Annotated in this window: 30 protein-coding genes and 1 tRNA gene; 17 read left to right on the forward strand and 14 right to left on the reverse strand. The window is 40.3% G+C overall.

The window, feature by feature from the left end; all coding sequences use genetic code 11:
- Positions 1-97: 97 nt before the first annotated feature.
- Together EW142_RS11410 and EW142_RS11415 are read left to right on the forward strand one after the other, a co-directional pair.
- A complete protein-coding gene (locus EW142_RS11410; RefSeq protein WP_130613950.1) occupies positions 98-472 on the forward strand; it encodes a hypothetical protein in 375 nt (124 codons plus the stop codon).
- Positions 473-573: 101 nt separating this feature from the next.
- Entirely contained in the window at positions 574-1,269 is a 696-nt protein-coding gene (locus tag EW142_RS11415; RefSeq protein ID WP_130613952.1) for a hypothetical protein, read from the forward strand.
- Positions 1,270-1,280: 11 nt separating this feature from the next.
- Here the strand turns inward: EW142_RS11415 and EW142_RS11420 are convergent, their stop codons facing one another.
- Both EW142_RS11420 and EW142_RS11425 read right to left on the reverse strand, forming a co-directional pair.
- Positions 1,281-1,775: a nuclear transport factor 2 family protein gene (locus EW142_RS11420; RefSeq protein WP_130613954.1), complete on the reverse strand. Its 495-nt coding sequence runs from the start codon at positions 1,773-1,775 to the stop codon at positions 1,281-1,283.
- Positions 1,765-2,262 carry a hypothetical protein gene (locus tag EW142_RS11425; protein ID WP_130613956.1) on the reverse strand — a complete coding sequence of 166 codons (498 nt, stop codon included), beginning with the start codon at positions 2,260-2,262 and terminating at the stop codon, positions 1,765-1,767. Before EW142_RS11425 ends, EW142_RS11420 begins: the two co-directional genes overlap by 11 nt.
- A 65-nt stretch (positions 2,263-2,327) precedes the next feature.
- Here EW142_RS11425 and EW142_RS11430 point away from each other — a divergent pair, with 65 nt between their 5' ends.
- A complete protein-coding gene (locus tag EW142_RS11430) occupies positions 2,328-3,272 on the forward strand; it encodes an NAD-dependent epimerase/dehydratase family protein (RefSeq protein ID WP_130613958.1) in 945 nt (314 codons plus the stop codon).
- A gap of 15 nt (positions 3,273-3,287) precedes the next feature.
- On the opposite strand, the gene EW142_RS11435 is transcribed toward EW142_RS11430, so the two are convergent.
- The 3 genes from EW142_RS11435 to EW142_RS11445 all read right to left on the reverse strand — a co-directional run bounded on the left by EW142_RS11435 (position 3,288) and on the right by EW142_RS11445 (position 4,538).
- A complete protein-coding gene (locus tag EW142_RS11435; protein WP_130613960.1) occupies positions 3,288-3,590 on the reverse strand; it encodes a hypothetical protein in 303 nt (100 codons plus the stop codon).
- 74 nt (positions 3,591-3,664) lie between these two features.
- Positions 3,665-4,093, reverse strand: coding sequence for a cyclic pyranopterin monophosphate synthase MoaC (moaC, locus tag EW142_RS11440; protein ID WP_130613962.1), 429 nt, complete (start codon positions 4,091-4,093; stop codon positions 3,665-3,667).
- Positions 4,094-4,097: 4 nt separating this feature from the next.
- Positions 4,098-4,538: a molybdenum cofactor biosynthesis protein MoaE gene (locus EW142_RS11445; RefSeq protein ID WP_130613963.1), complete on the reverse strand. Its 441-nt coding sequence runs from the start codon at positions 4,536-4,538 to the stop codon at positions 4,098-4,100.
- A 141-nt stretch (positions 4,539-4,679) separates the two neighbouring features.
- Here EW142_RS11445 and EW142_RS11450 point away from each other — a divergent pair.
- Positions 4,680-4,751, forward strand: a tRNA-Arg gene (locus EW142_RS11450).
- A 191-nt stretch (positions 4,752-4,942) separates the two neighbouring features.
- Here the strand turns inward: EW142_RS11450 and EW142_RS11455 are convergent.
- On the reverse strand, positions 4,943-5,605 hold the full coding sequence (locus tag EW142_RS11455; RefSeq protein WP_130613965.1) for a collagen-like protein: 663 nt from the start codon (positions 5,603-5,605) through the stop codon (positions 4,943-4,945).
- A 935-nt stretch (positions 5,606-6,540) separates the two neighbouring features.
- On the opposite strand from EW142_RS11455, the gene EW142_RS11460 reads away from it, so the two are divergent.
- The 7 genes from EW142_RS11460 (at position 6,541) to EW142_RS11490 (ending at position 12,436) form a co-directional block, all read left to right on the forward strand.
- Positions 6,541-7,101 (forward strand): helix-turn-helix domain-containing protein, encoded by a 561-nt coding sequence (locus tag EW142_RS11460; RefSeq protein WP_130613967.1) that lies wholly within the window; start codon positions 6,541-6,543, stop codon positions 7,099-7,101.
- Positions 7,102-7,810: 709 nt separating this feature from the next.
- Complete coding sequence (locus EW142_RS11465; RefSeq protein WP_130613969.1) at positions 7,811-8,140, forward strand: cupin domain-containing protein; 330 nt, start codon at positions 7,811-7,813, stop codon at positions 8,138-8,140.
- A 241-nt stretch (positions 8,141-8,381) separates the two neighbouring features.
- Positions 8,382-9,461, forward strand: a complete 1,080-nt coding sequence (locus tag EW142_RS11470) for an N-acetyltransferase DgcN family protein (protein ID WP_130613971.1) — start codon at positions 8,382-8,384, stop codon at positions 9,459-9,461.
- Positions 9,458-10,543 carry an alanine/ornithine racemase family PLP-dependent enzyme gene (locus EW142_RS11475; protein ID WP_130613972.1) on the forward strand — a complete coding sequence of 362 codons (1,086 nt, stop codon included), beginning with the start codon at positions 9,458-9,460 and terminating at the stop codon, positions 10,541-10,543. The genes EW142_RS11470 and EW142_RS11475 overlap by 4 nt, the downstream gene beginning before the upstream one ends.
- Positions 10,521-11,195 (forward strand): M15 family metallopeptidase, encoded by a 675-nt coding sequence (locus tag EW142_RS11480; protein ID WP_130613974.1) that lies wholly within the window; start codon positions 10,521-10,523, stop codon positions 11,193-11,195. Before EW142_RS11475 ends, EW142_RS11480 begins: the two co-directional genes overlap by 23 nt.
- Before the next feature lie 142 nt (positions 11,196-11,337).
- Positions 11,338-12,186, forward strand: coding sequence for a prohibitin family protein (locus EW142_RS11485; protein ID WP_130613976.1), 849 nt, complete (start codon positions 11,338-11,340; stop codon positions 12,184-12,186).
- Between the two features lies 1 nt (position 12,187).
- Positions 12,188-12,436, forward strand: a complete 249-nt coding sequence (locus tag EW142_RS11490) for a hypothetical protein (protein ID WP_130613978.1) — start codon at positions 12,188-12,190, stop codon at positions 12,434-12,436.
- A gap of 198 nt (positions 12,437-12,634) precedes the next feature.
- On the opposite strand, the gene EW142_RS11495 is transcribed toward EW142_RS11490, so the two are convergent.
- From EW142_RS11495 to EW142_RS11505, 3 genes are all read right to left on the reverse strand, one after another.
- Positions 12,635-12,973, reverse strand: coding sequence for a hypothetical protein (locus EW142_RS11495; RefSeq protein ID WP_130613980.1), 339 nt, complete (start codon positions 12,971-12,973; stop codon positions 12,635-12,637).
- Between the two features lie 209 nt (positions 12,974-13,182).
- Positions 13,183-13,374 carry a cold-shock protein gene (locus tag EW142_RS11500; RefSeq protein WP_130613982.1) on the reverse strand — a complete coding sequence of 64 codons (192 nt, stop codon included), beginning with the start codon at positions 13,372-13,374 and terminating at the stop codon, positions 13,183-13,185.
- A gap of 78 nt (positions 13,375-13,452) precedes the next feature.
- Positions 13,453-14,586: a fatty acid desaturase family protein gene (locus tag EW142_RS11505; protein ID WP_165395265.1), complete on the reverse strand. Its 1,134-nt coding sequence runs from the start codon at positions 14,584-14,586 to the stop codon at positions 13,453-13,455.
- A 694-nt stretch (positions 14,587-15,280) separates the two neighbouring features.
- Here EW142_RS11505 and EW142_RS11510 point away from each other — a divergent pair.
- From EW142_RS11510 to EW142_RS11520, 3 genes are read left to right on the forward strand one after another with little or no spacing between them, the layout of a single operon-like run.
- Positions 15,281-15,475: a small ribosomal subunit protein bS21 gene (locus EW142_RS11510; protein ID WP_130613984.1), complete on the forward strand. Its 195-nt coding sequence runs from the start codon at positions 15,281-15,283 to the stop codon at positions 15,473-15,475.
- Positions 15,476-15,479: 4 nt separating this feature from the next.
- Complete coding sequence (locus EW142_RS11515; protein ID WP_130613986.1) at positions 15,480-16,217, forward strand: NYN domain-containing protein; 738 nt, start codon at positions 15,480-15,482, stop codon at positions 16,215-16,217.
- A 12-nt stretch (positions 16,218-16,229) separates the two neighbouring features.
- Positions 16,230-17,096 carry a sigma-70 family RNA polymerase sigma factor gene (locus EW142_RS11520; protein WP_130613988.1) on the forward strand — a complete coding sequence of 289 codons (867 nt, stop codon included), beginning with the start codon at positions 16,230-16,232 and terminating at the stop codon, positions 17,094-17,096.
- A gap of 280 nt (positions 17,097-17,376) precedes the next feature.
- Here EW142_RS11520 and EW142_RS11525 read toward each other — a convergent pair whose 3' ends face one another.
- The 3 genes from EW142_RS11525 to EW142_RS11535 all read right to left on the reverse strand — a co-directional run bounded on the left by EW142_RS11525 (position 17,377) and on the right by EW142_RS11535 (position 18,852).
- On the reverse strand, positions 17,377-17,778 hold the full coding sequence (locus tag EW142_RS11525; protein WP_130613990.1) for a response regulator: 402 nt from the start codon (positions 17,776-17,778) through the stop codon (positions 17,377-17,379).
- Positions 17,779-17,878: 100 nt separating this feature from the next.
- Positions 17,879-18,292, reverse strand: coding sequence for a DUF6691 family protein (locus EW142_RS11530; protein ID WP_130613992.1), 414 nt, complete (start codon positions 18,290-18,292; stop codon positions 17,879-17,881).
- A 2-nt stretch (positions 18,293-18,294) separates the two neighbouring features.
- Positions 18,295-18,852, reverse strand: coding sequence for a YeeE/YedE family protein (locus EW142_RS11535; RefSeq protein ID WP_130613994.1), 558 nt, complete (start codon positions 18,850-18,852; stop codon positions 18,295-18,297).
- 106 nt (positions 18,853-18,958) lie between these two features.
- On the opposite strand from EW142_RS11535, the gene EW142_RS11540 reads away from it, so the two are divergent.
- From EW142_RS11540 to EW142_RS11550, 3 genes are read left to right on the forward strand one after another with little or no spacing between them, the layout of a single operon-like run.
- Positions 18,959-20,179 carry a sulfite oxidase gene (locus EW142_RS11540; protein ID WP_130613996.1) on the forward strand — a complete coding sequence of 407 codons (1,221 nt, stop codon included), beginning with the start codon at positions 18,959-18,961 and terminating at the stop codon, positions 20,177-20,179.
- A gap of 2 nt (positions 20,180-20,181) precedes the next feature.
- Positions 20,182-20,643 (forward strand): monoheme cytochrome C, encoded by a 462-nt coding sequence (locus EW142_RS11545; RefSeq protein ID WP_130613998.1) that lies wholly within the window; start codon positions 20,182-20,184, stop codon positions 20,641-20,643.
- Positions 20,644-20,650: 7 nt separating this feature from the next.
- Positions 20,651-21,529 (forward strand): sterol desaturase family protein, encoded by an 879-nt coding sequence (locus EW142_RS11550; protein ID WP_130614000.1) that lies wholly within the window; start codon positions 20,651-20,653, stop codon positions 21,527-21,529.
- Here EW142_RS11550 and EW142_RS11555 read toward each other — a convergent pair.
- A complete protein-coding gene (locus tag EW142_RS11555) occupies positions 21,526-21,906 on the reverse strand; it encodes a rhodanese-like domain-containing protein (protein ID WP_130614002.1) in 381 nt (126 codons plus the stop codon). The two genes, EW142_RS11550 and EW142_RS11555, sit on opposite strands and share 4 nt — an antisense overlap.
- A 3-nt stretch (positions 21,907-21,909) precedes the next feature.
- On the reverse strand, positions 21,910-23,322 hold the full coding sequence (locus tag EW142_RS11560; RefSeq protein ID WP_130614004.1) for an MBL fold metallo-hydrolase: 1,413 nt from the start codon (positions 23,320-23,322) through the stop codon (positions 21,910-21,912).
- Positions 23,323-23,333 lie beyond the last annotated feature (11 nt).

Raw genomic sequence — 23,333 nt, forward strand, 5'->3', positions numbered from 1 at the left:
ACAACAATTAAGATAAAATTAAGTTAATTAAAATCTTGATTTTAAACATGTTACAAGCTTCAACGTTATCTTTACAATGGATAAAGTTGCTAATTTCATGGGAAATTCAAGATTGACGACGAAAATCTTGATGGAGATGGAGAATTTGATTACAAAAAGTAGTACAAGCGAAAACATAACCTCAAGATTTCAAGACTTGCATAAGTCTATACTTAGAAAACATTACAACGCAGCCGATGTGGAAATTGATTATAACAGACATCGGATAAAAATGGATGTGGTTTTAGATGACCAAGAGTATAACCCGATGACCATTAATACCGTGGTCTCCACAGTACCGGTCAATTTATTTTACAAAAAGCTGGATTCATTTTTAAAGTCATGCCTGTCCAACGATGTCAAAAGTCTTGCATTCTATGCGAGCTTGCTTCGGAGGTACACGGATCGGGACGTCGCACTTTTTGCTCTTTAAAAAGGGTATGTTCCTCATAAATAATCTTTGCTTCTTATAGCTTTCTTTAACAGCATTGTACCAAGAATTTTTTTAGTTTTGGCCCACTAATCTCGGGACACATGAAAAAGATTACCTTGCTGTTGGTCGCTTTCGTTAGCTTAAATGCTGCCAGCCAATCCACAAATGAACTTGTAGATCACTATCGCGAATTTTATAAGGAAATGCGACTACAGGGTGATGTCAGCGGTGTTATCAACGCATTGACCCACCTAAACGTGCTATCGCCTTCCCAACAACGAAAGGATACTTTGGCTTTTGTTTACATGAACAACAATCAGCACTTACAGGCGCTGAATACCATAGGCATTGAGAAAAATGAAGCAGACTCGGATTTGGCCGTTCAAGTAAAGGCAGTTTCACTTAAAGCACTGAGCCAGCCCAAAAGAGCATTGGAACATTTTGAGGTATTGTTTTCTCGAAAACCCTCGGCCTACCTGGCTTATGAACTGGCAGATCTAAAAATTCAGGTTGGGGACAATGAAGGGGCCAGTGTTCATATTGATTATGGTATAGCCAACTCACAAGATGACATGAAGTATGCCTTTTATGAAAGGCAACAACCCTATCAAGTTCCCTTGAAGGCGGCCTTTTATCATCTAGAAGGTTTGGTGGCTTATAACATTGACAAGAAAAATATTGATGGGGCCATTGCATCCATTGATGAGGCACTTAAAATTGATCCCAATTTCAACTTGGCCAGTTTGAGTAAACAGGCGCTTCAATCAAGAAAAGAAAAACCAGAAGGCCAGGATTAATTCTTTCGGTTTTATTGTTTCAACTGAAGCAGCAGCAAACTGTCCTTTTCCTTTTTAAGTTGCACCAATTCGGCTACGTTCTCATTGGGTACAGCTATGGAAAGAACATAATGGGCTATTCTCCACACGCCATCTACTTTTTGTAATACCCCTGAACCTCTGCACAGTTTCATTTGGGTGTCCAAAAGTTCGTCGAACCAGGCAAAGTCACTTTCATCATTCAAGTACACATTCCTTTCCACGGCACTGAAACTCCAAGCTTTTCCTCGGTCAAAATAAGGTTTGGAAAATTCACGAAAGGCGTCATTTTGCCAATTTTCGGTAGCATCCGTGCCCAAAAAGACCCCCTTATCGGTCATTTTTGAGAAATAACTGTCGAAATCAGCCTCAGCAGCTGCTTTGTGCCAGGCATCAAGAACAGTATTAATTTCGTCCAGTTCGGGTGACTGTGCCTGAACAGCTGACCAGCCTAAAACCAAAATAAAAAAACATATTTTATTCCGCATCCAATATCAATTTAGTGTCCAGTTGACTGTTCATGATTATATTAAATTGTTTTCTTATAATATTGAAAGCTTCAATCATTTCAATAGTCGGTTGGGTGGTATCCGTTTTGTTGATGATACTGGCCTTCACCTTGAGCATACAGGTTCTTAGGACCCGTTGCCTGCTCTTCACTTGAAATGTATCAAATATTTCCGGATAGGTTCCTTTGCCCCACTCCTTTTCTTTTTCCAAAAGGTCGTCGATGGCCAGGCTCAAATCTTCGTTGTTGGTTGCCCGATATAACACATCAAGGCTGTTGGAGAACGCCTTGAATTCTTCCCACTCTTCCAAAATAGCTGCCACTTCTGGGTTGATTTCCAACTTTTTTGGCATCTTTTGATACTCAAAATACACTGTGTCGGAAGTGTTTTCAACAGTGGTTTGCTTCTTATCCTTGCACCCCACAAAAAGAGCCAAAGCGAAAATCAGGCATGTCAATTTTTGCATAAGCGAATGTACAAATTTTAAGAAAGGCTATCTTTACGCCCGAATGCAATTAACTTCTTTTTTTGATGCAAAAACCCATTCTAATTCTTGGTGCCTGTGGGCAAATAGGTACGGAACTCACCTTTGAACTCAGATCCAAATTTGGTGGAGAAAACGTCATTGCAAGTGATATTCGAGAAGGCGGCGAAAACCTTATGCAAGCAGGCCCTTTTGAGCTTTTGGATGCTACGAATTATGAGGCCATTGAAGATGTTATCATGCATTATGAGATTGAAGAGGTGTACCTAATGGCCGCCATGTTGAGTGCCACTGCGGAAAAATTTCCAATGAGGGCCTGGAACCTGAACATGAACTCTTTGTTCAATGTGCTGAACCTTGCGAAAGAAGGCAAAATCGGAAAGATATTTTGGCCATCGAGTATTGCTGTATTCGGGCCAAACACCCCCAAAGAAAACACGCCACAAAATACGGTGATGGAGCCAAGCACCGTGTATGGAATAAGCAAACAGGCTGGGGAACGTTGGTGCGAATATTATTTTAAAAAGTTTGGGGTCGATGTACGAAGTGTCCGATATCCAGGGCTGATCAGCTGGAAGACCATGCCTGGAGGAGGCACCACTGATTATGCGGTTGAAATTTACCATGCCGCCATTGAATCTGGGAGATATACCTGTTTTTTGGAAAAGAATACAAAATTGCCCATGATGTTCATGGATGATGCCGTAAAAGCTACCATATCACTTATGGAAAGCCCTAGCGAAAAACTTGGCACAAGATCTTCCTATAACTTAGGGAGTATGAGTTTTTGTCCCGAAGAACTCGCCAAAAGTATTCAGAAACATATTCCTGAATTTGAAATCTCCTACAAACCCGATTTTAGGCAACAAATTGCAGATACCTGGCCAAAAAGCATTGACGATTCCCTCGCCCGCCAAGATTGGAATTGGTCCCCAGAGTTTGATTTGGATAAAACGACTTCCTCCATGCTGGAAAATTTAAAAAAGGGGTAATCACAATAAGGAAATTTATTCCTCTTCTGCGGTCGAAAACTCAGAATCCGGTATTTGTTCCAAGTCGTCGGTACTGAGAACTCCATCTTCGGACTCATCAAAATTAGCCATGCTCCTTTCGAGTTTTGAACTTATTTTGACTAGATATTTGGTATCATCCGTACTGACTTCTACAGCATCTATAGACTCTCCATTAATATTTTTGAAGCTTATCACATCATCATCACCATATCCGTCAGGGTACCTATCCACCAAAAGTTTGAGTACTTCAGGGGTCAGTTTCTTGTAGTCGACAATAACACGCTTGAGGTTATCCATTGTGAAAGCCTATCATCAAACCAACTTAAAATTATGACAAAAAGCTTTTGCTTGGTAAATTTATTTGTAAAAACTTACTCCCTTAAAATATCCGATTTCCCTCCTGTCTTTTTCAAGAGTTTTATGGTATGAATTTCAACACCCTTGTCGATAGGTTTCAGCATGTCATACATGTTCAGTGCAACAATACTGGCGCCATGCATGGCCTCTACCTCAACACCTGTTTTGTAGAAAGTCTTGACCAGTACTTTTATTTGAATCTCCAAGCCTTGAACCGTAAAATCGATGGCACAATGCTCTACAGGCAACGGGTGACAATCGGGAAGCAAATCTGCGGTTTTCTTTACGCCAAGAAACCCAGCTGCACGGCTCATTGAAAAAACATCGCCCTTAGGAACTTTGCCCTGTTCAATGGCTCGAATCGTCTCCTCCGAGCTCACCCGAACGATAGCTTGGGCCACCGCGGTTCTAAGAGTGGATTGTTTTTGGGTAATATCTACCATGATATCATGTATTTACTTTCCACTGGTAGGAATCATCCTCGAAAAGCTCTTTTCCGAAAACGGGTACTTCGGCCTTTATAGCCTCCACCACAAATTGAAGCGCATCAAAGGCAGTTTTGCGGTGTGGGGAGGAAACAAAAACAAAAAGGCATATTTCCCCAACATTCACACGCCCCAGACTATGGTAGATGTGCATGCATGTGATGTCAAATTTTTCGAAGGTCTGTTCTTTAATCTCATGGAATTTCAAGTTGGCCATCTCTTCATAGGCCGTATATTCAATGGCACCAACCGTTTTTCCATCGATGGTATCGGCCCGTACCTGTCCCAAAAAAATATCATGGGCACCTATTTGCGTCTTTGATTGGTGTTTTGCAATCGAGTTCGCTATAAAATCGGGTTGAATAGCTCCCTGGACAAAAACTTGTCTAACTTTCTTTTCCACGGAAAAAGTGTTTTTGCTAAGGTAATCAAGAATTGGAAATACATGTTTCGGCGTGCAGTAAAAAATATTATTTTTGCTCTCCTTCTATGGCCCGTAGTTCAATGGATAGAATAGAAGCCTGCCTGCTTACCAAAGAAATTAGGCCTCATAGTTCAAGGGATAGAATAGAAGTTTCCTAAACTTTAGATCCAGGTTCGAGTCCTGGTGAGGCCACTTCGGCAGGTAGGTTTCCTAAACTTTAGATGCAAGCCTGCCTGTCGGCAGACAGGTTCGATTCTTGCCGGGGCTACTTTTAAAAGATTCATTTATACATATAAATGGCTGACAACTTTTTACCCTGTCCGCCACCTATCCTAAACAATGCAATTTCTTATGTTAAAGCATTCTTGAAGGATTTTAAAAACCTATTGGATCCCCAAATAAGCGAGCACCTCTTCGTAGGTCATTTTCCTTAGGTTTTCCATTTCTTTTTTTCCCATGGTCGAAGGGGGTACCAAAACATACCTGAGGCTTACATCACTATCTTCAGATTTCGCAACGGAAACACTCTTGTCACCATCATCCCCGGCCAACAGTAAGATTTCGGAATAAAAGCTAATTTTAATTCCACCTTCCAAAAAAGAGTAGGTCCAGATATCCTTTTGGGAGAAGTCACCTTCAACAGGTTCGCCTTCAATTCCACTTATATCGTATACAACCTGTTGGGGAAGTTGCATCACCTGGTCAAAAGTAGGTACTGTTGGAAGATCAAAATTAGAATACAGTCTGATTTGGGCGTAGACCAGAACCATGCCTCCATCGACAATATCCGCGGTGAGCTCAGGAACTTCCCAATCAAATTCATATAGAGGAAGCTCTTCGTCAAGAACAAAAAGTTCTTCTCCGATACTAACCTCATGTATCCATTCTCCTGAAATTAAGTTCATATTACCATCTGCGCCTTGTTCGCCCTGTTCTCCTTGTGGGCCAGCAGGCCCTTGTTCACCTTCAGGCCCTTGCGCACCTTGGGGACCAATGGCCCCGTCAATACCATCCTCTACAGAACAGGAATTTAATACCAGTGCCATCGAAAAAAGGACCGTAATTATTAGTTTAGTATTTGCTTTCATGAGCATACCAAGTCTTAAAGTTATGGTCAAAGAACGCAGAGTATTAGTAATTATTAGGATAATTCTTACAAATGTTGTGATTTTAAACTTTCTGTTTGCGTATGTATAGTTTTGGTAGATTTGCTCGCTCCAGAAAAAAAGCTGATTGCCTTATTCTAGGGCTGGAAAAAGTATTATAAACGCGAGTTCAATTCTCGCCGGGGCTACTTTTTAACTTTTAAAGAAACCTCAAGAGTAAAAAATAGTTGATTTGTTTTGATTTACGATTTTTTGGTTTCAGATAATCTTGTTTGAAACCATTCATTTGAGTTCACAAATCGTCAACATTTTCTACTAAGCGTTTTCGTATTTTTAAGCTGTTCGCTTTCACGCTGTTAAATGAACGGCCTGTAGATGATTTGACTTTCGTCTCAAACTAAGTTTAATTTAAAGACGAATTTTATGCTCACTTCTTCCACCTTTTCCATCTTATTTTGGATGTACGCCAAATTACTAGAAAAAAAGTGTGCGATGACATGAGAGTGCTAAGAGAAAAATTGGAAAAGTCCTAAAAATCGTTCCTTTATTAAAACGAGTTTGTTATTGGGATGACATCAGAGCCATTCAAGAATTTCAACATGGCAGTTTTAGGGCTATTATTTTATTGGGATGTTATTTTAAACCAACTAGTTTTAAAGGGGTTCCGTATAAATAGCCCATTTCTACGAAGAACTTTTTTCAAGATATCCATCATAATGATCTTAATTTTCCTTTACCCATTCCCTTCAAACAGCAAAGCACCATATATTGACTATCTTTAAAAAGGACAATTTCAATTTTTCAGGATTTTGGAAATAAGGTTCTTTTTTTATGAACTCTTAGTTGCTGGCCTACCGAAGGATTTAATCGAAAACATGAAATTATACATTAAATATATGGTAAGTCAGCGCTGCAAAATATTGGTGAGCCAGGAATTACAAAAGTTAGACCTGGATTATACGGCTTTAGATCTTGGAATGGTCCAAATTAACGGGGATATTACGCCAGAAAAGCGAACCTTGTTTGGGCAAAATCTTCTTAAGTCGGGACTCGAGCTCCTTGATGATACCAAAAACATCTTAATCGAGCGGATAAAGACGGCCATCATAGAAATGATTCATCATACGAAAGAAATTCCAAAGACCAATTATTCTGGTTATTTAAGCGAAAAACTGGGATATGACTACACCTACTTGTCGAACACATTTTCCGAAGTGAAAGGAATCACCATACAACAATATATCATCAATCATAAGATTGAAAAGGTAAAAGAGTTGTTGCTATATGATGAGCTCAATCTGACCGAGATTTCACATAGGCTTCATTATAGCAGTCCATCCCACTTGTCAAATCAATTTAAAAAGGTGACGGGTCTTACACCTTCCTATTTCAAAAAAATGAAGAAAAAAAGACAGCAAAATTTGGAGAACCTGTGATATATGTAAGGTTTACAACTATTTATATAGTAAAAATCCAGCTGTTCTGTCTGATCTTTATAGTCTGTTAAGATTTTTATTATTTATTCAAAATATCAATTCTATGCACTTAGTTGAAAAGAACTATTTGGTTCAAAGCATTCTAAAAAAAATGAGGGATGCTCTCCTAACAATATTTGAAAGTGGAAACCCAGAAAATGTAAGGGAGAATGAATTACAGAAAAACCTAAAACCCTATTTGATCAGAATCAAAAAATGAGGTTTCTCACGGTCATTAAAATGACCGGCGCGATACTAGGAGAAAGAGAATTTAATTTTGTTTATTGATAAGCGCTTTTAGACTATCTAAAAGCCAAAAGAAGAGCAGTAATTAAAAAATACTGCTCTTTTTTCGTCAAAAGGCAAAAGGGCTGTTAATTCAATGACCATTGTTTCTGCGAAGCAGGTTTTTATAGCAAGCTACAATGACAAAACAAACGCCATGAGAAAATGCGCTATCTGTTTTATCCTTTTGATAGCAATGTTGGTAATCGCTATTTGCCTACAATAAATCAGAAAAAAATAGAACTATGTCGAGAGAAAAAGAAGGAAAACAAAAATCAGGAAAAACAGCGCCCTCTAGAACGCCTAAAGAGAAAAAGGCCGCCAAAAGGGCAAAAAAGGATGCTAAAAGAAGAGCGGAATGAAGCAATAAGTTACAGACTTGACTATGGAACCAGGTGAATTTGAAGAATTAAAAACGTTTAATCTGGTAGATGTATTGGAATACAGTTCCAATGCCATAGTAGTTAAAAACATAATGGTTCAGAACAATTGTGTCATACAGGCGTTTGTATTTGATTTTGGCAAGGTACAATCTTTTGAAAAATCTCCTTACTCTCGCTTCATTCACATAATTGAGGGTAAAGCTGAAATGGTAATCAACAAGAATTCCACTTTCATGCAAATGGGAGATTCCATTATTGTTCCTGCTTACACTTTTAGTTCTATCGAAGCAAATCATAAGTTCAAGATGATTTGTACTACCATTAAGGACTAATTATGGGGAAAGAACGTATGATTGGGAATTGACACAATGGTAAAATGGGCTAAAGTACGAAACGCGACATGTGCCAAGTATAAGCTCTCCGTTATGCGTATTTAACAATTGTATCGTCATAGAATCGATTTTCGTTCCCTCCAGAACGGAGTTGTAGTTAATGAACGGATCTATACTATGACGGGAATTAAAACTATGTGAAGTTATCACTGTTGATTTGGACAACTTACTATAAGAACTAATGAAAGCTAAAGCTTTGGTTTATTGTGAAAATGAATTTGGCCGTATAGACGGTAAAGTGGCCAATGGACTTATTCGGCAATCGGAGACCTATGATATCGTTGGTGTCATTGATAGTTCTAAGGCTGGTCAGGATGCGGGAGAATATCTTGATGGTGTAAAAAATTCAATTCCCATTTTCGAAAGTATCGCATTGGCCTTAGAAGAATTAAAAGCTATACCTGAATATTTTATCTACGGTATCGCCCCACTTGCTTCCTTCTTAAGTGATGAACAAAGGGAAATTATTTTTAGTGCTATGAAGCGTGGAATGAATATAGTTAACGGTCTTCCTGAGTTTTTTAGCGAGAATTCTCAATTTGCCCGTATGGCCCGTAATTATGGAGTAACTATACTGGATGTTAGAAAACCTCCAAAACGTGAAAACCTCCATAATTTTTCAGGACGTATTCAAGAGGTAAAGGTTCCGATAATTACTGTTATGGGCACTGATTGTGCGGTGGGCAAAAGAACTACAGCATTGCTATTAGTGGAAGCATTACGGAATGAAGGTCTGAACGCTGTCTTTGTGACCACTGGTCAGACAGGCTTGCTCCAAGGCTCCAAATACGGAGTGGCCATAGATGTATTAACATCGGGGTTTGCCACTGGAGAAGTTGAAAACGCTATCTTAAATGCTTATGAGCAAGAACAACCAGACATCATTGTTGTGGAAGGCCAGGGCGCTCTAAGCCACCCTGCATTTACCTCTTCAAGTGCCATTCTACGCGGGGCAATGCCAGATGCGATTATTATACAACATCCTCCCAAACGAAAAAGTTATTGTGACTATCCCAAAATTCCAATGTTGGACTTGGTAGACGAGATTGAAATGATAGAGATATTCTCCAAATCAACGGTCATAGCAATAACCATTAACCATGAAAACATGACTCATGTTGAAGTGAATCATATGATAGGTCAGTATGAATCAGAATTTAATCTACCCGTTACAGATGCCCTACTACATGGGTGCGATAAACTGGTAAAGGAGTTGATCAAAACATTTCCAGAGTTAAAAAGAGAGTCGGTGTTGGTTTGAATCTTCCCAGAATCGATATTGATTTAGGAAAGATTGCCCACAACACCCGACGGTTGAAAAAACTGTATGGCTCTCAAGACATTAATATAATAGGGGTGACCAAGGTAATCGCAGGCAATCCAATAATTGCCGACATCTTGGTCAAAAATGGTATTGAAATTCTTGCAGACTCTAGAATTTCGAATATTATAAAAATGCGAAAAGCGGGTATTAGGGCGCAATACCTATTGCTCAGAACACCTGCGCTCAGCCAAGTGGAAGAGGTAGTAATTCATGCGCACATAAGTCTAAATTCTGAATTGGCAGTTCTAAAAAAACTTTCGGAATATGCCTTAAGAAACCATATGATACACAAAGTTGTCCTGATGGTGGAACTTGGGGACCTGCGTGAAGGAATCATGCCATCTGAAATGAATGCAATTGTAAAGGAGGTGCTCAACTTGGATGGCCTGGCCTTGATAGGCATTGGAACAAATCTTGCATGCTTTGGCGGAATAAGTCCTGATGCGGACAAAATGAACGAGTTGTCTTCAATAGCAATCCGTTTGGAAGAAAAATTCAAAATCACGCTGGCTATGGTGTCCGGTGGAAACTCTGCGAATTATAACTGGTTTACATCTTCAAAAAATACGGGTAGAATAAACAGCTTACGATTGGGAGAATCTATTTTTTTAGGTAGGGAAGCCCTTTGTAGAAGACCGATACCAGGACTTTTTACCGATATCTTTACTTTACTGGCAGAGGTTATCGAAGCAAAACGAAAACCATCACAACCCTATGGAGAAGTATATCAAAATGCGAATGGCGATATCCCCAGGTTTAAGAACAAAGGCTTGATGAATAGGGCGGTTCTTGCGATTGGAACGCAGGATGTCATGGTTTCAGGAATCACTCCAAAACAAAAAATAACTGTGCTTGGTGCTAGCAGTGATCACTTGTTGATAGACAATGGCAAAACAAGTCTAAAAGTTGGGGATACCGTAGCGTTCGACCTGAATTATAGCGCATTGTTAAGAGTGTTTAACACCCCCTGCATTGCAAAAAACACAATCAATCAATATGAATGTGAAAGCATATTGTAATGCGGTCGAGACAAAAGACCTTCAGCATAAACTTTTAGCCCCCACCATTTGGATTCGAGAAAATCATTCACCGCTAATGAGTTTGATGGACACTAATTTTAATTTGATTTTTGAACCTTCTATTTTGGAAGATTATCAATATTTAATCAGGGAGGATTTAATTGAAAAAATTGGCCGAATCAGCAAACAATTGGATAGGCAAAATAAAATTTTGATTGTTCGTTCTGCCTGGAGATCCTCCGAACATCAAAAGCTTTTATGGGATTCCAAATTTGCATACTACCAGAAAAAAAATCCCAAAAAATCAATCGGTGAAATCAAAGAAATATTAAGCTATTTTATCGCTCCCCCGACCATGTCCATGCATGCGACAGGTGGAGCAGTAGATGCCTTGATTTATGACAGACTTGAAGATGGTGTGATGGATTTTGGAACCAACAATGGTTTGGAAATCGACCTTTCAAAAAAATGTTATCCCTACCATCCAGATATTAGTGCTAAAGCCAAAAAAAATAGGGCCTTGTTGATTGGTCTATTTGAAGACGAAGATTTTGTGTGTGATTTGAAGGAATATTGGCATTTTGATTATGGCAATGTTGTTTGGGCCATTGAAAAAGAAAAGGAATATGCAATTTATGGGCCCACAACTTAGTTTCGACAAACTTTTAACTAATCGGACATATATATAGCCCCTTACTCTACATGATAATATGTGATTTATATAAGATTGGCTTGCATTAGTGCAAGGTATAAGGGAATCGGAAATCCTATCTTTATAATTAAACTTGATTACTATGGATAATGACCCTATGGGTGAGCTGAAAAACGTATTGAAAAAAGGGCGAGGGAGAAATCTAATCATTATTGCCACATTGGTGGTGTTACTGTTTGCATTTAAACCATGGGTTCAAGTCGGTGCAGGTGAGCGAGGAGTTGTCCAGAATTTTGGTGCCGTACAGGACAACGTGTTAAATGAAGGAATCCATTTCAAAATACCAATTGTGCAGACCGTCATCTTAATGGACGTAAAAATTCAAAAAGCGATGACCGATGCTGCTTCTTCATCCTCTGACTTGCAAGATGTGGATTTATCAGTAGCTCTTAATTATCACATCATACCCGATAAAGCAAATTTGGTTTATCAAACTATTGGTGTGGAATTCAAGGAGCGTATTATTGACCCCGCCATTCAAGAAGTCATGAAAGCTGTGTCAGCCCGATACACTGCAGAGGAATTGATCACAAAAAGACCAGCTGTGAGTACCGAGATGCAGGAAGCCCTTACTTCAAGATTGCTCGCTTCGAACATATCGGTCGATGCTTTTTCGATTATCTCATTTAGCTTTTCCCAAACCTTTACAGATGCCATTGAAGCAAAACAGACCGCCGAGCAAAACGCACTGAAGGCAAAAAGGGACCTGGACCGGATTAGGGTCGAAGCCGAACAGACCATTGCTGCGGCAACAGCCGAGGCCGAAGCACTACGGTTACAAAAAATGAACATTTCACCTGATCTTATAGAGCTAAGAAAGATAGAAGCAAACCTTAAGGCCATAGAAAAATGGAACGGGATTCTACCTGAGGTTACGGGTGCAGGCGCAATTCCTTTTATTGGCATAGGAGATGCAATTAAGAACAAATAATATGAGAATATCCTTGGATTTTCATACAGAATCCATAATTGTGGTATTATTCTTCGTCCACTTAATATTAGGCGGTATCCGAGGGCTCTACAGATATCGAATGATTGAAAAATATCAATACAATTACTATGCCGACCCTCCCATGAATATTTTTGGCAAACTTGCACACAATTGGTTGGCCGGTACGTTTAGCTCGACCACTTTTTTCCTTTCAGCTTCCATTACGGTAATGCTTTTTTTATTCTTTTGAAAGATGAGATAAAACCAAAAGGAAGAAGTTATTCTTGGAATTCAATCCTTTATTGGACTAGAGATTTTGTCGGCAACCATCCCAAACCACATGTCATTTAAACCCTAAGGATTTTTTCTTTCTATTTTTTGGTGAGATTGGGAAATTCGTGAAATTTAGGATCTATGGTGGAAAAGTTGATGCCCCAATTTTGAAACATCACTCTTGAAGATGTTGCCCCGGCATAAGCTTTTGTAAGCGTATTACCGTTGATGTTTCCTCGCCACCATCTTCCCAAACTCGCTCATTCTCGATAAACGAGATGATGAAATTTCCCCCAATGTGTTTATCCTCATGTAGTGGATACTTTTCAAGTATAACCGACAGAATCTCATCGAAAACAACTATTTCCTCCATACCCATTGTTGTTTTGCCACAAAATGAATACCCATCCTCAACACGCCCAAGAAAAATCCCTTCTACCTTTTTTATTTGACTTGTTCCTTGGGGAGGGAAAATGGCCAATGTGGTCAAAAATATAAAGAATAATATTCGCATAGTAATTTTTATGTCCCTTAATGGGAAGTTAAATTGGTGGGGGTGAAGTTCAAGTAATTTTCTGTCTTTAAGATGTCTGGTTTATTTTGGAATACTTGTCTTCAATAAGAGAAGTATGATTTGGGCATTGACAAAGAAGACAATAAATAAGACGTAAAATGCCATCTTTTAGAGATGGCATTTTTACTGATACGGAAGTATGAGATTTTTTAAACCAATTCCACATTTACCGCGTTCATTCCCTTTTGGCCTTTTTCCACGGTGAACTTGACATTGTCATTTTCACGAATCTCATCGATTAGGCCGCTTTGGTGCACGAAGACATCCTCATCGGAATCTGTGGGTTTGATAAAACCAAATCCTTTGGCACTATTGAAAAATTTTACTGTTCCTTCTTTCATTACTTTATATTTATTATTTACTATTTTGTTCAATACTTGTTTTATAATATTCATCTTATTTTTTGTCTTAAAATTTAGTTATTGCCGCACCACGATAGTCTGCAGCTTTCCCAATTTGCGCAAAATGCTAGCATGGTCTCTAATGGCACTAACGAATGTTCGTTTTGTATTATAGGGCATCCCATATTCCCTGGCGGTTTCCGCCACGATATTTGATATTTTTTTATAGTGTACGTGACAGATGTTGGGAAGTAGATGATGTTCTATTTGATAGTTAAGCCCCCCGATCAACCAGGAAAAAAATCTGCTTCTGGGCGCAAAATTGGTGGTGGTGGCCAATTGGTGCGCAAACCAATCGCCTTCGACCACTCCGTCTTTATCAGGTAGGGGAAACTCCAAATCAGGCATAATGTGTGCCACCTGAAATATACTACTGATGAGCAGTCCAGTGACAAAGTGCATGCTCAGGAAGGCCAAGATAATAATCCACGGGGCCAAGGGTACCATTAGCAAAGGTATGATCAGGGCATACGAGTAGTAAAGCAACTTCCAACCAATTATCTTCATAACCTCATCCCTGAATTCATTCTTTTTGTTCAGATATCCCATCTTCCTGTAGCGTTCAAGTCGAACAAAGTCCTTGGCCGTGACCCATGAAATGGTAGATAAGCCATAAAAGAACCACACATACCAATGTTGGAATCTATGAAGCGCATTTTTCTTTGCATTTGGAGAAAACCTAAGGAAAAAAGGGGCATTTATATCATCATCTGCTCCTTCTATATTTGTATAGGTATGGTGCAGTACATTGTGTTGGATTTTCCAAACCGTGGCGTTCGCACCTATGAGGTTCATGGTATAACCAAGGTATTTGTTCACTTTTTGATTTTTGGAGTACGAACCATGAATGGCATCGTGCATGATACCCATGCCAATTCCGGCCATACCAATTCCACTGGATATATATAGGCCAAAAAGCAGCCATGGAGACGCAATGGCGCCAATATTGATAAAAACAAGGGGGACAAAGAACACTGTTAACATCAGAATGGTCTTACCGACCATGCTTTTGTTCGCATGCTTGCTGATATTGTTTGTTTTGAAATATTGGTTTACCCTTTTTCTTACTGTTTTAGAGAAATCAGAGTTTGTTCTTTTTGAGAATTTTGGCCTATTGATGCCGTCAATTGTGGTTTGATCTTTTTTCCACATGTGATTTAAAGGATACTAGCAAGCGCAACATGTTTATGATATGTTGAACGATTATACTGTCCTGGTACCACTTAATATTAGTACATCATGACGGCAAGCTTCAACACCCTGAACGTTGGGCTTAGAATGTTATTTAATAATTACCTTAAAAAGAAGAGAGCTGAAAATAAATCGAGAATTGGGTAAGACTAAATGAATCTGGGCTTTCTGATTTTTAACACGGTAAAGGTACGACTAGTTTGAGTAGTATTTCCAAATAGCGTGTTAAATGTTGAAAATTAGCGTTTTAAGTTCTTACGCAGAAGCCGGCACCCTAAAATAACTTACATAATAGAAAGACCGATTGCCCTAAAACCATATTAGAAATGTTCCTGAAAAAAATAAAGAGGATAAAATATTTTGGTTCCGATTTAAATCCTTTCCTTTACAAATATCATGGATCATGGACAACTATTGTTCCAATCCTTAAATAAAAAAGATAGTCCTCTTCATTACCTGTATTCAATTTCCTAGGACCGCTTCTTAGTTATTTTCTGCTTGTACCAATATTTTCAATTTCAAACGCCGTAAAGACCAAAGGCCAAAACTTGGGTTTTCATGGAAAGTCTATTTCCCGGGCGTTCCGGGAAGAATCTCGAAAACATGGCCCTTTTAAAATAGCTTGATCTATTGATGACGATAAACGAGAGAAGATATGCTGATAATCAAAAGAGTTTCTGATGAGAACATTGAAAGAGCTCTGAAAAGGTATAGGAACAAAGTGCGGAAAACCCAACAGTTGAAACATATCAGGGACAACCAGGAGTTTACCAAAAAATCCAAGCGAAAAAGGGATGGTCTGGCCAAAGCAGTCTATCGAAACCAGTACTTGAAAAACCAAGAGGAATAATTTTATGGATAAAGATCTAAACCTTGCGGTTTTAATAGACGGCGACAATATTCCCTCCAAATATGTCAAGGAGATGTTGGAGGAGATTGCCAAATATGGAAATCCGACTATTAAGAGAATCTATGGGGATTGGACAAAACCAAGTTTGGTGAAATGGAAGGATGTTCTCCTGAAAAATGCGATTACACCGGTCCAACAATACGGATATACCACGGGCAAGAATGCAACCGACAGTGCGATGATCATAGATGCGATGGACATACTGTATTCCGGTAAGGTAAATGGCTTTTCGTTGGTCTCCAGTGACAGTGATTTTACCCGATTGGCCATACGGCTAAGAGAGGCAGGCATGACCGTTTTTGGCATAGGAGAGAAAAAGACCCCCGACCCTTTTATCGTTTCTTGCGACAAGTTCATATACCTTGAGATTCTGCAAAAAAACCAAGTCGGGAAATCCAGTACCCCTAAGAAAAGTGATAAAGGCAAAGTCGATACTTTAACCCCAAAAGCCATTGAGCTTATACTTTCCACTATTTCTGACGTGGAGGATGAGGAAGGTTGGGCATTCTTGGGTGAAGTGGGGAAGTTGATACAAAAGAAGCAGCCCAATTTTGATCCAAGGAACTACGGATTTCGTAAACTGACGCCTCTGGTCAAATCCTTAGATCAAATGGAAATTGAATCCAGAAAAAATCCAAAAGGCAGCGGAAACCTGATATATGTAAAAACTAAATCCCGATAAAATAGGAATACAATGAGACCCCTTGCAATATCAAAGCAAATTACAAATAGGGATAGTCCATCTCTCACCAAATATCTTAGCGATATTGGCCGAATTCCCATGGTATCCCTTGATGAAGAGGTCGATTTGGCGGTTCGTGTCCGTCAAGGAGACGCTGAAGCTTTGGAAAGATTGGTCTCGGCCAACTTAAGGTTTGTCGTATCCGTTGCGAAACAATACCAATTTAGAGGTCTAAACCTACACGATTTGATTAATGAAGGTAACCTTGGACTGGTCAGGGCGGCAACCAAATTTGATGAGACCCGAGGGTTCAAGTTCATCTCCTATGCGGTATGGTGGATCCGCCAGGGAATAGTACAGGCACTGACCGAAAAGTCAAGGATGGTCAGATTGCCCCTGAACAAGATTAATGTGATCAATAAAATCAGTAAAATTTCTTCCCATTTCGAACAAGTACATCAAAGAGCACCTATTGCGGAAGAAATATCAGAGTTAATCGATTCTTCATTGTCGGAAATTCAATTTTGTTTAAAGCATTCGTCCTGGCCCAGATCAATGGATGAATCATTTAATGTTGGTGACGGTACGCTAAATATGTACGATATCATACCATCTGATGCTTCCAGCAACCCAGAAAAAAAACTTTTCAAGGACTCGTTGGAATCTGATATCGAAGAGATACTGAATATTCTCCCATCTCGTGAAGCTTATGTGATCAAAATGTACTTCGGCATTGGTGTAATTGATTCTTTGAGTCTGGATGAAATTGGGAGTAATTTAGATATTACAAAAGAAAGGACAAGACAAATCAAATTCACAGCTCTGGAACGCTTAAGACAATCTTCATCATCTGAAATTCTTAAGGACTACATAGAATAGACACATTTCAAAAAACATTTTATAAAAGGACGATCACCTGGTATATCCTAATTACGTGTCTTTTTAAGACACTTATTCAAGTCCATAATCATCTAGAATGATGGGATGCAAAGTCTGCGCGTCATTTTTGGAAGTGCTGAAAATCAAGGTTTCAGTTTATTGGGCAATTCAGAAGCAAAACAGGCACAAGAAGCATTACTTAAAAAAATAGAAGAAGCTCCTTAATGAGCTTTAAATAAAGGAGTTTAAGGAAAAGGTTGGATTCTTGCCGGGGCTACTTTCAAACGCTGTTCCCGTTTTTCACAAATATCTTTTCCAAGGCGTTTCTAGATAACGGCTTATCAAAATAGCCGGAAATCAGTTTGTGTTCTTTGGCAATGGCCCGGTCTTTCGCATTTACAAAGGCAGAAAGCACGTAAATCTTAGGGAAATTATGCTTTTTGGCTAGGTGATTTAGGTTATCCACAAAGGCCCAACCATCCATTTCTTCCATTATGAGGTCCAAGAAGATGATATCAGGCAACCTTTTTTGGCTTTCCAACAATTCAGAACATACGACCAACCCTTCCTCAGCGCTCGTACAGGTGATGATTTCAAAATCATCTTGATATTGTTGAATACAATACCTAGTCGCAAACTGGGACACCAAATCATCATCAATAATACAAATGGTTTGCCGCATTGGAGGTTTAAAGTAGGGGTTATCGGTCGTAAAGCTAAGACCTTCCTGCGAAAATTCAAGCCAAATTCGGCGTTTGGACCAATTAACTGGACAGATAACCTTAATGAGGCAACCTACTCCTTAAGATTCCATAACAATAAGTCCCTAAAATTGCTGCCCCCAACGCAATCAGTATTGGGAAATAACCCGCGCCAGCAAGCACAAACATGGGACCTGGACAGGCACCGGCCAAGGCCCATCCCAAACCAAAAAGAATTCCTCCCAAGATGTATCTCGCATATCCCCGATCCTTGGGGATGAAAACAATTTTTTCACCATAAAATGATTTTATGTTGAATCTTTTGATCAGTTGAATCTGTACAATCCCCAAAACAAGTGCGGAACCGATTATCCCGTACATGTGGAAGGCGTCAAACTGAAACATTTCGTAAATACGGAACCAAGAGGCCGCCTCAGATTTAAAAAGGACTATTCCAAAGAAGATTCCGACAAATAAATAACCTAATACCCTCATTGCTAAAACAATATTGGAAATAAAACATGAACCATAAAAAGTCCTCCTATGAAAAACCCTATTACAGCAATCAAGGAAGGAAGCTGCAGGTTGCTAAGACCTGAAATCGCATGACCAGAGGTGCAACCTCCGGCATATCGAGCGCCGAAGCCTACCAAAAAGCCCCCAACTATCAATATGAGCAAAGACGAAATATCTGTAAAAACCTGGCTTCCAAAGAGGTTTTCAGGTAGATAGGCCTTACCTGCATCGGCAAAGCCCAAAGTATGAAGTTCCGCGCTGCTTTCGTTGGCAATTGCCACGGCATTATCAGGAGAAAGACCATAGTTGGCAATAAATCCTCCAATTATTACACCGAGAACCACAGTGAGATTCCATCGATTCGCTTTCCAATCAAACCTAAAAAAATCGGCATGTTTTCCGGCTCCACAAATGGTACACAGCGTTCTGAGGTTGGACGACATTCCAAAATTTTTGCCCATCATCGTTAGCAAAAAGAGTACAAGGGCTATTAATGGCCCTGATACATACCAAGGCCAAGGTTCGAAGATAAAATCCATACTATGTTTTGTTCATTCGTGCAAAAATACACTTTGCACGCGGGTCATTGGGTTACTTGGGTTACATAAGTATCCTAAAATATATGTTACCTTTAAATCTGGCATTATGAACCGAAGAGATTTCAACAACAAGTTTTCACTATCCACCATTGGAAGTTTTTTGGGAATCCATTTCATTTCCGGACACCTACTTTCAGCAAAACAGCTCCCAGTACACCTTCAAGATCCCGATCCCTACAAAATGTTCGGCAAGGATAAGAACATGGTGCTCTTGAATGACAGGCCATGGAACATGGAAGCGAGGGCCCACCTTTTGAATGATGCAATTACCCCGAACAAGTACATGTTCATCCGCAATAATGGCAAAATTCCACAGAACATCGACATCAAAAATTGGAGTTTGACCCTAGATGGTGAATCTGTAAAAACAAAAAAAACCTATTCCCTTAACGAGCTAAAATCAAGGTTTGAGCATCATACCTATCAGTTGACCTTGGAATGCGGTGGCAATGGTAGAAGTGAGTTCGACCCCCCTGCAAAGGGCAACCAATGGAGCGTTGGTGCGGTTTCATGTGCGGAATGGACCGGGATTCGGTTAAAAGATGTTCTCAAGGATGTCGGCCTTGAAGATTCTGCGGTTTATATCGGCTATCATGCAGCTGACACCCATTTGAGTGGTGACCCAACAAAAGAACCCATTTCACGGGGTGTTCCGATAGCCAAAGCGATGCAAGACGAAACCCTTTTGGCCTTTAAAATGAATGGGAAGGACATTCCTTTGGCACATGGATATCCGCTTCGTTTGGTTTGTGGCGGTTGGCCCGCCTCCGCTTCGGGCAAATGGATAAATCGCATTAGCGTTCGCAATAAAGTACATGATGGAGCCAAAATGGGAGGCAGCTCGTACCGAGTTCCCTGTGAAACCGTCGCACCAGGGGCTAAAGTTTCCGATGAAAATATGTGCATCATTCAGTCCATGCCCATAAAATCACTGATTACATATCCAAAGACCGGGGCTATACTTCCCTTGGGAAAATCACTATCCATTAAGGGTCATGCCTGGGCAGGGGAATTAGAGGTTGCTAAAATGGAATATTCCATTAATTTTGGAAGCACTTGGGCGTCCTGCTCGCTTAAAAATCCACCCAATCGCTTGGCATGGCAACATTTTGATGCCAAAATTCGCTTTCCCAAAAAGGGATATTATGAAGTATGGGCGAGAGCTACCGACTCCCATGGAATTGGTCAACCGATGGTGTTGCCAGGATGGAACCCTAAAGGGTATTTGAACAACGCTTGCCATCGTATTGCCGTAAAAGTAGTTTAAGAATGTCCGAAGTTTTTAGAAAACAGGTAAAAAGGTTGATGGGCATGCTAACGATATTCATGTTCTTGATAATTCTCTTTTTGGGCGGATTGATCTATTTTCAAAATCATCCAGAAAAACTATACCTCAATGCTCCGGAAGAGGAACTTGTTGAAATTTCGGAGCAAATTGACGACAAAATCGAAAATGGAATCCACGTTCGAACGGGATTTGTGGCTGATGAGGGCATGGACCTGGTCATCCAAAATTGTACCAGTTGCCATTCATCCAAATTGGTCACGCAAAATCGCATGAGCAAGGAAGGCTGGGAGGCTACCATACTGTGGATGCAGGAAACTCAAAATCTTTGGGATTTAGGGGCGAATCAGGACGTCATAACAGCCTATCTTGCCAAAAATTATGGACCTGTGGCCAAGGGAAGACGACAAAATTTAAAGGATATCGACTGGTATCCACTTAAATAAGTACCGTATGCAAGAATATTTTGAAGCATTCGTCAGTGGTTTTTTGGGGACTCTGCAATGGACATGGAAGTCCATACTTTTTGAAGTGCCCTGGTACACCAATTATTTTTGGGGCCTGGTTTTGATTTCTTTGTTCATTTGGGCATTGGAGATACTATTTCCTTGGAGAAAGGACCAATCGGTTTTTAGAAAGGATTTTTGGTTGGACGGGTTTTACATGTTCTTCAACTTTTTCATTTTCTCCATCGTCATCAATGGTGTTTATAAGATGTTGGAGGTTGGGTTTCAGGAATTTGGAATTTCAGCAAGCAGTTTGGCCCTTATTGATATGTCTTCATGGTCCATCGGGTTGCAATTGTTGGTCTTCTTTGTCCTTTTGGATTTTGTCCAATGGCTCACCCACATCGCCCTGCATAAGTTCCCAATACTTTGGCGCTTCCATAAAGTACATCACAGTGTAAAGGAAATGGGCTTTGCCGCCCACCTTCGCTATCATTGGATGGAAAACATTTTTTACAAACCCTTAAAAACTTTTGGGGTGATGTTGTTGGGAGGCTTTGAACCTGATCAGGCCTACATTGTACATTTTACCGCCATTGCCATTGGGCATTTCAACCATTCCAACATTAAGATTACTTGGGGGCCTTTCAAATACATCTTCAATAATCCCGTGATGCACCTGTACCATCATTCTTATACCCTCCCCAAAGGAAGCTATGGAGTGAATTTTGGGATTAGCCTGAGCTTATGGGATTACCTATTTAAGACCAATTACATTCCAGAAGATGGTGGTACGATTGACCTGGGGTATCCCGGGGACGAGTCCATGCCCAGCGGTTTTTTTAAACAACTGGTCTACGGATTTATTAAAAAAAGGAAGACTTAATCCCTGGTCCAGTCATCATAGCCCCCAGAATAGTCCAATATGTTTTGAAAGCCTTCTTTTCTCAATAGTTGGGCCGCCGAGTTGCTTCGCCCACCTTTTTTGCAATACAGGTACACCGGTTCATCCTTCTCGAGAGCCGAGATTTGTTTTAAGAAAGTTTCTTTGTCCTTAATGTTGAAATTAACGGCACCATCAATATGTCCTGCGGTAAATTCGGCAGGAGTTCGGACATCAAGTAGTTGTACATCCTTCCCCACAACCTCAGCCATCACCGTTTGCTTGTCAATCTTTTTGATGGAACCTTCCTTTTTTGGCTGGCATCCAAAAAATTGTAGAAAAAGAGCAACGGCAAGAACAGGTTTAAAAATAGTGCGCATTCCCTAATCTTTTAAAGTGGTCGGGCAAACAAAGTTCGTAACCGGGATTCCAGCCTTTTTAATGGCAGCAAAGCCACCAGCTACGTCCACCAAATTATGTACACCCCTACTTTTAAGAATGGATGCTGCAATCATGCTGCGGTAACCTCCAGCGCAATGCACATAAAAGGTTTCATCGGATGGGAACTCGGTCAAGTGATCATTAAGAAAATCCAGTGGGGTCAAGTGGGCATTATCAATATGCTCCGCGCTGTACTCAGGTTCTTTTCGGACATCAAAGACAGGTACTCCTTCCTCGACTTTGCTCTTAAAGGTGTCAGCTTGGATGCTCTGTACACTATCCGTTTCTTTTCCCGAGGCTTCCCAAGCCTCAATTCTACCTTTCAAATAACCTATGGTCCCATCAAAACCAACACGGGATAGCCTTGTGATGGTTTCTTCTTCCTTGCCCTCCGGTGTTATGAGCAAAATGGGCTGTTTCACATCAGCAATTAAGGAGCCCACCCATGGTGCGAAGCTTCCATTTAAGCCAATAAATATGGAACGTGGTATATGGGCCTTGGCAAAGTCATCCTGATGACGGACATCCAGAACTACGGCTCCGGTTTCGTTGGCAGCAATTTCAAAAGCCGCCGGTGACAAGGCAACAGCTCCTCTTTCGATTACTTCATCGATATCATCATACCCCTCTTTGTTCATTTTTACATTTAATGGGAAATATTGCGGGGGTGGTAATAAGCCATCCGTGACTTCTTTTATGAACTCCTCTCGGGTCATATTTGCTCTCAAGGCGTAGTTCATCTTCTTCTGATTGCCCAAAGTATCGACCGTTTCTTTCATCATGTTCTTTCCGCAAGCCGAACCTGCTCCGTGTGCCGGATAAACAATCACCTCATCTGCCAACGGCATGATTTTGGTTCGAAGACTGTCAAACAAGGTGCCTGCCAATTCTTCTTGGGTCATATCGGCCGCCTTTTGCGCCAAATCAGGTCTTCCCACATCCCCCAAAAACAGCGTATCACCACTAAAAATGGCATGGTCCTTTCCATTTTCATCCCTTAACAAATAGGTTGTGCTCTCCATAGTATGCCCTGGTGTATGCAGCGCAACTATGGTTAGTTTTCCTAAAGGAAACTCCTGGCCATCCTCGGCTATAATGGCATCAAAACTTGGATTGGCCAGTGGCCCGTAAACTATAGGGGCTCCACTTTCCTTGGAAAGGGTAACGTGGCCGCTCACAAAGTCCGCATGAAAATGGGTCTCGAAAATATATTTTATTTTGGCGCCATCGGCCTGAACCCTTTTAAGATAGGGCTCGACCTCACGCAAAGGGTCAATAATCGCTGCTTCTCCTTCGCTTTCTATATAGTAGGCTCCTTGCGCCAAGCATCCTGTATAAATTTGTTCAATTTTCATCTCAAATAATT

Origin of the sequence: Flagellimonas allohymeniacidonis (assembly GCF_004296335.1) — a bacterium.
GTDB classification, from domain to species: domain Bacteria; phylum Bacteroidota; class Bacteroidia; order Flavobacteriales; family Flavobacteriaceae; genus Flagellimonas; species Flagellimonas allohymeniacidonis.

Coding starts and splice junctions, on each gene's coding strand:
- EW142_RS11410 (WP_130613950.1), top strand. CDS start 98: ATGGGAAATTCAAGATTGACGACGAAAATCTTGATGGAGATGGAGAAT.
- EW142_RS11415 (WP_130613952.1), top strand. CDS start 574: ATGAAAAAGATTACCTTGCTGTTGGTCGCTTTCGTTAGCTTAAATGCT.
- EW142_RS11420 (WP_130613954.1), bottom strand. CDS start 1,775: ATGCGGAATAAAATATGTTTTTTTATTTTGGTTTTAGGCTGGTCAGCT.
- EW142_RS11425 (WP_130613956.1), bottom strand. CDS start 2,262: ATGCAAAAATTGACATGCCTGATTTTCGCTTTGGCTCTTTTTGTGGGG.
- EW142_RS11430 (WP_130613958.1), top strand. CDS start 2,328: ATGCAAAAACCCATTCTAATTCTTGGTGCCTGTGGGCAAATAGGTACG.
- EW142_RS11435 (WP_130613960.1), bottom strand. CDS start 3,590: ATGGATAACCTCAAGCGTGTTATTGTCGACTACAAGAAACTGACCCCT.
- moaC (WP_130613962.1), bottom strand. CDS start 4,093: ATGGTAGATATTACCCAAAAACAATCCACTCTTAGAACCGCGGTGGCC.
- EW142_RS11455 (WP_130613965.1), bottom strand. CDS start 5,605: ATGGCACTGGTATTAAATTCCTGTTCTGTAGAGGATGGTATTGACGGG.
- EW142_RS11460 (WP_130613967.1), top strand. CDS start 6,541: ATGAAATTATACATTAAATATATGGTAAGTCAGCGCTGCAAAATATTG.
- EW142_RS11465 (WP_130613969.1), top strand. CDS start 7,811: ATGGAACCAGGTGAATTTGAAGAATTAAAAACGTTTAATCTGGTAGAT.
- EW142_RS11470 (WP_130613971.1), top strand. CDS start 8,382: ATGAAAGCTAAAGCTTTGGTTTATTGTGAAAATGAATTTGGCCGTATA.
- EW142_RS11480 (WP_130613974.1), top strand. CDS start 10,521: ATGAATGTGAAAGCATATTGTAATGCGGTCGAGACAAAAGACCTTCAG.
- EW142_RS11485 (WP_130613976.1), top strand. CDS start 11,338: ATGGATAATGACCCTATGGGTGAGCTGAAAAACGTATTGAAAAAAGGG.
- EW142_RS11490 (WP_130613978.1), top strand. CDS start 12,188: ATGAGAATATCCTTGGATTTTCATACAGAATCCATAATTGTGGTATTA.
- EW142_RS11495 (WP_130613980.1), bottom strand. CDS start 12,973: ATGCGAATATTATTCTTTATATTTTTGACCACATTGGCCATTTTCCCT.
- EW142_RS11500 (WP_130613982.1), bottom strand. CDS start 13,374: ATGAAAGAAGGAACAGTAAAATTTTTCAATAGTGCCAAAGGATTTGGT.
- EW142_RS11505 (WP_165395265.1), bottom strand. CDS start 14,586: ATGTGGAAAAAAGATCAAACCACAATTGACGGCATCAATAGGCCAAAA.
- EW142_RS11510 (WP_130613984.1), top strand. CDS start 15,281: ATGCTGATAATCAAAAGAGTTTCTGATGAGAACATTGAAAGAGCTCTG.
- EW142_RS11515 (WP_130613986.1), top strand. CDS start 15,480: ATGGATAAAGATCTAAACCTTGCGGTTTTAATAGACGGCGACAATATT.
- EW142_RS11520 (WP_130613988.1), top strand. CDS start 16,230: ATGAGACCCCTTGCAATATCAAAGCAAATTACAAATAGGGATAGTCCA.
- EW142_RS11525 (WP_130613990.1), bottom strand. CDS start 17,778: ATGCGGCAAACCATTTGTATTATTGATGATGATTTGGTGTCCCAGTTT.
- EW142_RS11530 (WP_130613992.1), bottom strand. CDS start 18,292: ATGAGGGTATTAGGTTATTTATTTGTCGGAATCTTCTTTGGAATAGTC.
- EW142_RS11535 (WP_130613994.1), bottom strand. CDS start 18,852: ATGGATTTTATCTTCGAACCTTGGCCTTGGTATGTATCAGGGCCATTA.
- EW142_RS11540 (WP_130613996.1), top strand. CDS start 18,959: ATGAACCGAAGAGATTTCAACAACAAGTTTTCACTATCCACCATTGGA.
- EW142_RS11545 (WP_130613998.1), top strand. CDS start 20,182: ATGTCCGAAGTTTTTAGAAAACAGGTAAAAAGGTTGATGGGCATGCTA.
- EW142_RS11550 (WP_130614000.1), top strand. CDS start 20,651: ATGCAAGAATATTTTGAAGCATTCGTCAGTGGTTTTTTGGGGACTCTG.
- EW142_RS11555 (WP_130614002.1), bottom strand. CDS start 21,906: ATGCGCACTATTTTTAAACCTGTTCTTGCCGTTGCTCTTTTTCTACAA.
- EW142_RS11560 (WP_130614004.1), bottom strand. CDS start 23,322: ATGAAAATTGAACAAATTTATACAGGATGCTTGGCGCAAGGAGCCTAC.